At 70.0% G+C, this 8,440-nt stretch carries 10 protein-coding genes; 9 read left to right on the top strand and 1 reads right to left on the bottom strand.

Features of this window, described 5'->3' with window-relative positions:
- Positions 1-48 precede the first annotated feature (48 nt).
- Genes AOK08_RS15820 through nusB form a run of 3 tightly spaced genes read left to right on the top strand, consistent with a single transcriptional unit; the run spans position 49 to position 2,221 of the window.
- Positions 49-1,158 carry an aminopeptidase P family protein gene (locus AOK08_RS15820; protein ID WP_055526203.1) on the top strand — a complete coding sequence of 370 codons (1,110 nt, stop codon included), beginning with the start codon at positions 49-51 and terminating at the stop codon, positions 1,156-1,158.
- Between the two features lie 59 nt (positions 1,159-1,217).
- Positions 1,218-1,784 (top strand): elongation factor P, encoded by a 567-nt coding sequence (gene efp, locus AOK08_RS15815; RefSeq protein WP_053744664.1) that lies wholly within the window; start codon positions 1,218-1,220, stop codon positions 1,782-1,784.
- A 2-nt stretch (positions 1,785-1,786) separates the two neighbouring features.
- Positions 1,787-2,221 carry a transcription antitermination factor NusB gene (gene nusB / locus AOK08_RS15810; RefSeq protein WP_055526202.1) on the top strand — a complete coding sequence of 145 codons (435 nt, stop codon included), beginning with the start codon at positions 1,787-1,789 and terminating at the stop codon, positions 2,219-2,221.
- Between the two features lie 230 nt (positions 2,222-2,451).
- Here the strand turns inward: nusB and bldD are convergent, their stop codons facing one another.
- Complete coding sequence (gene bldD / locus AOK08_RS15805; RefSeq protein ID WP_019059743.1) at positions 2,452-2,952, bottom strand: transcriptional regulator BldD; 501 nt, start codon at positions 2,950-2,952, stop codon at positions 2,452-2,454.
- 265 nt (positions 2,953-3,217) lie between these two features.
- Between bldD and pyrR the strand changes: the two genes are divergently transcribed.
- From pyrR to AOK08_RS15775, 6 genes are all read left to right on the top strand, one after another.
- Positions 3,218-3,799 carry a bifunctional pyr operon transcriptional regulator/uracil phosphoribosyltransferase PyrR gene (pyrR, locus tag AOK08_RS15800; protein WP_055526201.1) on the top strand — a complete coding sequence of 194 codons (582 nt, stop codon included), beginning with the start codon at positions 3,218-3,220 and terminating at the stop codon, positions 3,797-3,799.
- An 89-nt stretch (positions 3,800-3,888) separates the two neighbouring features.
- Positions 3,889-4,866 (top strand): aspartate carbamoyltransferase catalytic subunit, encoded by a 978-nt coding sequence (locus tag AOK08_RS15795; protein ID WP_055526200.1) that lies wholly within the window; start codon positions 3,889-3,891, stop codon positions 4,864-4,866.
- Between the two features lie 5 nt (positions 4,867-4,871).
- Positions 4,872-6,158 (top strand): dihydroorotase, encoded by a 1,287-nt coding sequence (locus AOK08_RS15790; RefSeq protein ID WP_055526199.1) that lies wholly within the window; start codon positions 4,872-4,874, stop codon positions 6,156-6,158.
- Positions 6,155-6,733, top strand: a complete 579-nt coding sequence (locus AOK08_RS15785) for a PH-like domain-containing protein (RefSeq protein ID WP_055526198.1) — start codon at positions 6,155-6,157, stop codon at positions 6,731-6,733. The genes AOK08_RS15790 and AOK08_RS15785 overlap by 4 nt, the downstream gene beginning before the upstream one ends.
- Entirely contained in the window at positions 6,730-7,872 is a 1,143-nt protein-coding gene (gene carA / locus AOK08_RS15780) for a glutamine-hydrolyzing carbamoyl-phosphate synthase small subunit (RefSeq protein WP_055526197.1), read from the top strand. Before AOK08_RS15785 ends, carA begins: the two co-directional genes overlap by 4 nt.
- Positions 7,865-8,440: carbamoyl phosphate synthase preATP-grasp domain-containing protein (locus AOK08_RS15775; RefSeq protein ID WP_479683324.1), on the top strand; the 576-nt coding region annotated here is incomplete at its 3' end. The genes carA and AOK08_RS15775, both read left to right, overlap by 8 nt.

Genomic DNA, 8,440 nt, shown 5'->3' with positions numbered 1-8,440 from the left:
GGCCCCCTCCAACCGGCGGCCAGCCGCTCCCGCTCTTACGCTCGGGGCATGTCAGAGGTCTACGCGGCGCGCAGAGCGCGGCTTCGGGAGCGGTGTCACGCGGGCGGCAGCACGGGAGCACTCGTCTCCCGCGCCGCCAACGTGCGGTATCTCGCGGGCGCGGCCCCACAAGGAGCCGTACTGCTGCTGGGAAAGCGTGAGGACCTGCTCGTGTGGGCGGGCCCCGAGGACGACCGGTCCCCCGAAGGCGGCCGCCCGGACGAAGCCCTGCGCGTGCACGCGCTGTCCGCACCCGCCGGCGATCCGGCGGTCGCCGCCGCGGACCTCGCCGCCGCCCAGGGCACCGAGTCCCTCGCCGTCGAGGAGCACCACCTGACCGTGGCCCGGCACCGCGCCATCGGCTCGGTCGCGCCCCGCATGCGCCTCGCCGACCTCGGCGGCGCCGTCGAGCAGCTCCGCCTCGTCAAGGACGAGGAGGAGATCGCCTGTCTGCGGATCGCCGCCGAGATCACCGACCAGGCGCTCGGCGAGCTGCTGGAGTCCATCCTCGTCGGACGTACGGAAAGGCATCTCGCCCTGGAACTGGAGCGGCGGCTCGTCGATCACGGCGCCGACGGCCCGGCCTTCGCGACCGCGGTCGCCACCGGGCCCAACTCCGGCCGCCGGGGGCACCGGCCCACCGATCGGCGAGTGGAAGAAGGAGACTTCCTCTCTGTTTGTCTCGGCGCCGTCTACCGCGGATACCGCTGTGAGATCGGCCGCACGTTCGTCATCGGGACCTCGCCGGCCGACTGGCAGATCGAGCTCTACGACCTCGTCTTCGCAGCCCAGCGCGCCGGACGGGAGGCCCTGGCACCCGGCGCCGCCTACCGTGACGTGGACCGCGCGGCACGTCAGGTACTGGACTCCGCGGGGTACGCCGACCGCCTTCCGGGGCTCACCGGACACGGTGTCGGGCTCGAAAACGAGGAGGAGCCGCAGCTCGGCCCCGCGGCCATGGGTAAACTGGACGCTTGCGTGCCGGTCACCGTCGAACCGGGGGTCCACCTCCCGGGCCGGGGCGGTGTCCGGATCGATGACACGCTCGTCGTGCGCCCTGAGGCGGACGGCGGACCCGAGCTACTCACCATTACGACCAAGGAACTGCTCGCGCTCTAGCTTAGAGCTGTCGCGTGTGCCCCGGGGTCGTCCACGTCAGTCCAGGAGATTCCGCAACCGTGGCTTCCACGAACGACCTCAAGAACGGCCTGGTGCTCAAGCTCGACGGGGGCCAGCTCTGGTCCGTCGTCGAGTTCCAGCACGTCAAGCCCGGCAAGGGCCCTGCCTTCGTGCGCACCAAGCTCAAGAACGTGCTCTCCGGCAAGGTCGTCGACAAGACCTTCAACGCCGGCGTCAAGGTCGAGACGGCCACTGTCGACAAGCGCGACATGCAGTTCTCCTACATGGACGGCGAGTACTTCGTCTTCATGGACATGGAGACGTACGACCAGCTCATGGTGGACCGCAAGGCTGTCGCCGACGCCGCCAACTTCCTGATCGAGGGCTTCACCGCCACGGTCGCGCAGCACGAGGGCGAGGTGCTCTTCGTCGAGCTGCCGGCCGCCGTCGAGCTCGTCGTCCAGGAGACCGAGCCGGGCGTCCAGGGCGACCGCTCCACGGGCGGCACCAAGCCGGCCACGCTGGAGACGGGCCACCAGATCCAGGTCCCGCTCTTCATCACGACCGGTGAGAAGATCAAGGTCGACACCCGCACGAGCGACTACCTCGGCCGGGTGAACAGCTAACCGTGGCTGCCCGCAACACGGCCCGCAAGCGTGCCTTCCAGATCCTCTTCGAGGGCGACCAGCGCGGGGCCGATGTCCAGACGGTCCTCGGGGACTGGATCCGGCTCTCCCATGCCGACACCCGCCAGCCCCCGGTCAGCGAGTACACGATGGAACTCGTCGAGGGCTACGCGCGGCACGCGAAGCGTATCGACGAGCTGATCTCGCAGTACTCGGTCGGCTGGACGCTCGACAGGATGCCGGTCGTCGACCGCAACATCCTGCGCCTCGGTGCCTACGAGCTGATCTGGGTCGACGGGACCCCGGACGCCGTCGTTCTCGACGAGATGGTGCAACTGGCGAAGGAGTTCTCCACGGACGAGTCGCCCTCGTTCGTCAACGGGCTCCTGGGCCGGTTCAAGGACCTGAAGTCCACGCTGCGCCGCGACGAGGTCTGAGTCAGGTCTCTTCGGACTTCTGGGTGTACGAACGCCGGTGGGCCCCAGCGACACACTGCTGGGGCCCACCGGCGTTCCCGCACTCAGGAAGGGCATGGAGACGGTTCCGGGTGTCCGCGCGTACCCATGAGGCCTCCGAAGCCCGCAGAACGCCGCCGGGGTGGCCGGAACCATATGGTTCCGGCCACCCCGGCGGCACGTTTCTGCTCAACGGCCGAAAGCCGTCGTGCTCAGTTCTCCTCGTGGGAGACGGCGCGGCGCGCGTCCGCGTCGAGAACGCCCCAACTGATCAGCTGCTCGGTCAGGACCGAAGGCGACTGGTCGTAGATGACGGCGAGGGTGCGCAGGTCGTCCTGGCGGATCGACAGCACCTTGCCGTTGTAGTCGCCGCGCTGGGACTGGATCGTCGCGGCGTAGCGCTGGAGGGGGCCCGCCTTCTCGGCCGGCACATGGGCCAGCCGTTCAAGGTCGAGGACGAGCTTCGGCGGCGGCTCGGCGGCCCCGCCCGGCGTGGTGCCCGGCAGCAGCTCCTGCACCGGAACCCCGTAGAAATCCGCCAGCTCGGCGAGGCGCTGCACGGTCACGGCACGGTCGCCGCGCTCGTACGAACCGACCACGACCGCCTTCCAGCGTCCCTGGGACTTCTCCTCGACACCGTGGAGGGAAAGGCCCTGCTGGGTGCGGATCGCCCGGAGCTTGGCCCCGAGCTGTTTGGCGTATTCGCTGGACATATAGCTCCCGGACACAGTGTCGACGTGCGGACGAGCCGCGCGGCTGGTGACTCACTGTGAGGTTACGCAGCGTTACTCTTCCCCGTCAAGCCGAATGGTCCGGCCCGGCCCTCCCGCGCTGGACGACCTGCCGTTACGGCAGTCGGGTGACGCCCGGCGCCAGGGGGGTGATCAGGTGTGTTGTGCGGACTGGTACCGTGGATGGCGCAATTCCGACGTCCTTTAATGATCCGTCCCGTGAGGCGGAGAAGGAGGTCCGTTTCCTATGGACTCAGAGCAGGACAAGCAGCAGTACGAGGCCGACGCACGGCCCGTCCTGGAAGCCCCCGACATCGCGCGGGTGCTCACCCGCATCGCCCACGAGATCGTCGAACGCGCCAAGGGCGCCGACGACGTGGTGCTCCTCGGCATTCCGACCCGGGGCGTCTTCCTCGCCCAGCGGCTCGCCGCCAAGCTGGCGGAGATCACCGACCGAAAGATCCCGGTCGGCTCGCTCGACATCACCATGTACCGCGACGACCTGCGCATGCACCCCCCGCGCGCGCTGGCCCGTACCGACATCCCCGCTGACGGCCTCGACGGCAGACTGGTCGTCCTCGTCGACGACGTGCTGTTCTCCGGCCGCACCATCCGCGCCGCCCTCGACGCCCTGAACGACCTCGGGCGCCCGCGCGCGGTGCAGCTCGCGGTCCTCGTCGACCGGGGCCACCGCGAACTGCCCATCCGCGCCGACTACGTCGGCAAGAACCTCCCCACGTCGCTGCGGGAGACGGTCAAGGTCCAGCTCGCCGAGGAGGACGGTCGGGACACCGTGCTGCTCGGGGTGAAGCAGACCGCCCAGCAGTAGCACGCGCGCGTGCGGCCCCGCGCCGTACGCCCCCTCGCGACGCCCCTGCCTGCCCGGAATCTCCTGAACTTCCCTACGGAGCCTGAAAGATGCAGCGTCATCTCATCTCGGCCGCCGACCTCACCCGCGACGACGCCGTCCTGATCCTCGACACCGCCGAGGAGATGGCCCGGGTCGCCGACCGGCCGATCAAGAAACTGCCGACCCTGCGCGGCCGAACCGTCGTCAACCTCTTCTTCGAGGACTCGACGCGCACCCGGATCTCCTTCGAGGCCGCCGAGAAGCGCCTCTCCGCCGACGTCATCAACTTCACCGCCAAGGGGTCGAGCGTCTCCAAGGGCGAGTCCCTGAAGGACACCGCCCAGACCCTCGAAGCCATGGGCGTCGACGCGGTCGTCATCCGGCACGGCGCCTCGGGGGCCCCGTACCGGCTCGCCACCTCCGGCTGGATCGACGCGGCCGTCATCAACGCCGGCGACGGGACGCACCAGCACCCGACGCAGGCCCTGCTGGACGCCTTCACCATGCGGCGCCGACTGGTCGGCCGGGACGCGGGCATCGGCCAGGACCTCGCCGGCAAGCGGATCACCCTGGTCGGCGACATCCTGCACAGCCGCGTCGCCCGCTCCAACGTCGACCTGCTGCACACCCTCGGCGCCGAGGTCACCCTCGTCGCCCCGCCGACCCTGGTGCCGGTCGGCGTCGAGAGCTGGCCCTGCGAGGTCTCGTACGACCTCGACAGCACCCTTCCGAAGTCCGACGCGGTGATGCTGCTGCGCGTGCAGCGCGAGCGGATGAACGCCGCGTTCTTCCCGACCGAGCGCGAGTACTCGCGGCGCTACGGCCTCGACGGCGACCGTATGGCGCGGATGCCGGAGCACGCCATCGTGATGCACCCCGGGCCGATGGTCCGCGGCATGGAGATCACCGCCGAGGTCGCCGACTCGGAGCGCTGCACGGCGATCGAGCAGGTCACCAACGGTGTCTCCATCCGGATGGCCGTGCTCTATCTGCTGCTCGGTGGCAACGAACCCGCCGTCACCCACACCCGTACCGAGGAGAAGTAAGACATATGAGCAAGATCCTTATTCGTGGTGCGCGGGTGCTCGGCGGCGAGCCGCAGGACGTCCTGATCGACGGCGAGACCATCGCCGCCGTCGGAGCCGGGCTGTCCGACGAGGGTGCCGAGGTCGTGGAGGCCGACGGCAAGGTGCTGCTCCCCGGACTCGTCGACCTGCACACGCACTTGCGTGAGCCGGGGCGCGAGGACTCCGAGACCGTGCTGACCGGCACCCGGGCGGCGGCCAGCGGCGGCTACACGGCCGTGTTCGCCATGGCCAACACCTTCCCGGTCGCCGACACCGCCGGTGTGGTCGAGCAGGTCTACCGGCTCGGCCAGGAGCACGGCTACTGCGACGTGCAGCCCATCGGCGCCGTCACCGTCGGCCTGGAGGGCAAGAAGCTCGCCGAACTCGGCGCCATGCACGAGTCGGCGGCCGGCGTCACCGTCTTCTCCGACGACGGCAAGTGCGTCGACGACGCGGTGATCATGCGGCGCGCCCTGGAGTACGTGAAGGCCTTCGGCGGGGTCGTCGCCCAGCACGCGCAGGAGCCGCGGCTGACCGAGGGCGCCCAGATGAACGAGGGTGTCGTGTCGGCCGAGCTGGGGCTCGGGGGGTGGCCCGCCGTCGCCGAGGAGTCCGTCATCGCGCGCGATGTGCTGCTCGCCGAGCACGTCGGCTCCCGCGTCCACATCTGCCATCTGTCGACCGCCGGCTCCGTCGAGATCGTCCGCTGGGCCAAGTCCCGGGGCATCGACGTCACCGCCGAGGTGACCCCGCACCACCTCCTCCTCACCGACGAGCTGGTCCGGACGTACAACCCGGTCTACAAGGTCAACCCGCCGCTGCGCACCGAGCGCGACGTGCTGGCCCTGCGCGAGGCGCTCGCCGACGGCACGATCGACATCGTCGCCACCGACCACGCCCCGCACCCGCACGAGGACAAGGACTGCGAGTGGGCCGCCGCCGCCATGGGCATGGTCGGCCTGGAGACCGCGTTGTCAGTGGTCCAGGAGACGATGGTGGAAACCGGACTGCTGGACTGGGCGACCGTCGCCGACCGCATGTCCTTCGCCCCCGCGCGCATCGGGCGGGCGACGGGCCACGGCCGCCCCGTCTCGGCAGGTGAGCCCGCCAACCTCACGCTCGTCGACACGGCATACCGTGGGTCCGTGGACCCCGCGGGCTTCGCCTCCCGCAGCCGCAACACCCCGTACGAGGGCCGTGAGCTGCCGGGCCGTGTCACGCACACGTGGCTCCGGGGCAAGGCCACGCTCGTCGACGGGAAGCTCGCGTGACATCACTGCCGCATTGGACGTACGCCGCCGCCGAACAGAAGTCGGCGGAGGTGACCGACTGGGCCGCCCGCATCGGCTGGCTGGTCGGGCTCGCGCTCTTCGTCGCGCTCATCTACTGGCTGATGCGCGAGGGCTGGAAGTGGCGCGGCACGCTCCAGGGCGACCTGCCCGAGCTGCCCGTCGCGCCGGACGAGCCCGGCGAGGTGAGACTGACGATGAGCGGGCGTTACCACGGCTCCACCACCGCCGGGCAGTGGCTCGACCGCATCGTGGCGCACGGCCTCGGCACCCGCAGCCGGGCCGAGCTGACGCTGACGAACACGGGCCTGGACGTCGTACGCCCCGGAGCGGCCGACTTCTACATCCCCCTGGAGGCCCTGCGCGAGGCCCGGCTCGACAAGGGCATCGCGGGCAAGGTCCTCACCGAGGGCGGCCTGCTGGTCGTCACCTGGGCGCACGGCGAACGGCTGATCGACTCGGGGTTCCGCTCCGACACGGCGGCCGAGCACAACGAATGGGTCGAGACCCTGAACAAGATGATCAACAAGACGACGGAAACGGAAGGCGCACGATGACGACCTCCACCCGGGGAACCGCGAGGGTTCCCGCCGTACTCGTCCTGGAGGACGGCCGGATCTTCCGCGGCCGTGCCTACGGGGCCGTGGGGGTGACCTTCGGAGAGGCCGTCTTCTCCACCGGCATGACCGGCTACCAGGAGACCCTCACCGACCCGTCGTACCACCGCCAGGTGGTCGTCATGACCGCCCCGCACGTCGGCAACACCGGCGTCAACGACGAGGACCCCGAGTCGGGCCGCATCTGGGTCGCGGGCTATGTCGTACGGGACCCCGCGCGCGTGCCGTCCAACTGGCGCTCCCGCCGCTCTCTCGACGAGGAGCTGGTCAGCCAGGGCGTGGTCGGCATCTCCGGCATCGACACGCGCGCGTTGACGCGCCATCTGCGGGAGCGCGGCGCCATGCGCGTCGGCATCTTCTCCGGCAACGCGCTGCCCGACGACGGCACCATGCTCGCCGAGGTGCGCCAGGCCCCCGAGATGACGGGCGCCGACCTCTCTGCCGAGGTCGCCACCAAGGAGGCGTACGTCGTCCCCGCGATCGGCACCAAGAAGTTCACCGTCGCCGCTGTCGACCTCGGCATCAAGGGCATGACCCCGCACCGGATGGCCGAGCGCGGCATCGAGGTGCACGTACTGCCCGCGACGGCGACCGTGGAGGACGTGTACGCGGTCAACCCCGACGGTGTGTTCTTCTCCAACGGGCCGGGCGACCCGGCCACCGCCGACCACCCCGTCTCCGTCATGAAGGCGGTCCTGGAGCGCGGCACGCCGCTCTTCGGCATCTGCTTCGGCAACCAGATCCTGGGCCGGGCGCTCGGCTTCGGCACCTACAAGCTGAAGTACGGCCACCGGGGCATCAACCAGCCCGTCCAGGACCGTACGACGGGCAAGGTCGAGGTCACCGCGCACAACCACGGCTTCGCCGTGGACGCGCCGCTGGACCGGGTCTCCGACACGCCCTACGGGCGCGCCGAGGTCTCGCACGTCTGTCTGAACGACCAGGTCGTGGAAGGGCTCCAGCTGCTCGACCGGCCCGCGTTCAGCGTCCAGTACCACCCCGAGGCGGCAGCGGGTCCGCACGACGCCGCTTACCTGTTCGACCGCTTCACCGCACTGATGGAGGGCCAGCGTGCCTAAGCGCACCGATATCCAGTCCGTCCTGGTCATCGGCTCCGGCCCGATCGTCATCGGCCAGGCCGCCGAGTTCGACTACTCCGGCACCCAGGCGTGCCGCATCCTGCGCGCCGAGGGCCTGCGGGTCATCCTGGTCAACTCCAACCCGGCGACGATCATGACCGACCCGGAGATCGCCGACGCGACCTACGTCGAGCCGATCACCCCGGAGTTCGTCGAGAAGATCATCGCCAAGGAGCGGCCCGACGCCCTCCTGCCGACCCTGGGCGGCCAGACGGCCCTGAACACCGCGATCTCCATGCACGAGCAGGGGGTGCTGGAGAAGTACGGCGTCGAGCTGATCGGCGCGAACGTCGAGGCGATCAACAAGGGCGAGGACCGCGACCTGTTCAAGGGCGTCGTCGAGGCGGTCCGCGAGAAGATCGGGCACGGTGAGTCGGCCCGCTCGGTCATCTGCCACTCCATGGACGACGTGATCGCGGGCGTGGAGACGCTCGGCGGTTATCCGGTGGTGGTGCGTCCGTCGTTCACGATGGGTGGCGCGGGTTCGGGTTTCGCGCATGACGAGGAG

The organism is Streptomyces graminilatus, assembly GCF_001418565.1.
GTDB lineage: Bacteria > Actinomycetota > Actinomycetes > Streptomycetales > Streptomycetaceae > Streptomyces > Streptomyces graminilatus.
Note: the sequence above shows the minus strand (reverse complement) of the source record. Positions and strands in the feature narration are given on the sequence as shown.

What these genes read in the sequence shown, in the direction of transcription:
- AOK08_RS15820 (WP_055526203.1), top strand. Translation starts at nt 49, where the DNA reads ATGTCAGAGGTCTACGCGGCGCGCAGAGCGCGGCTTCGGGAGCGGTGT.
- bldD (WP_019059743.1), bottom strand. Translation starts at nt 2,952, where the DNA reads ATGTCCAGCGAATACGCCAAACAGCTCGGGGCCAAGCTCCGGGCGATC.
- pyrR (WP_055526201.1), top strand. Translation starts at nt 3,218, where the DNA reads ATGGACTCAGAGCAGGACAAGCAGCAGTACGAGGCCGACGCACGGCCC.
- AOK08_RS15795 (WP_055526200.1), top strand. Translation starts at nt 3,889, where the DNA reads ATGCAGCGTCATCTCATCTCGGCCGCCGACCTCACCCGCGACGACGCC.
- carA (WP_055526197.1), top strand. Translation starts at nt 6,730, where the DNA reads ATGACGACCTCCACCCGGGGAACCGCGAGGGTTCCCGCCGTACTCGTC.
- AOK08_RS15790 (WP_055526199.1), top strand. Translation starts at nt 4,872, where the DNA reads ATGAGCAAGATCCTTATTCGTGGTGCGCGGGTGCTCGGCGGCGAGCCG.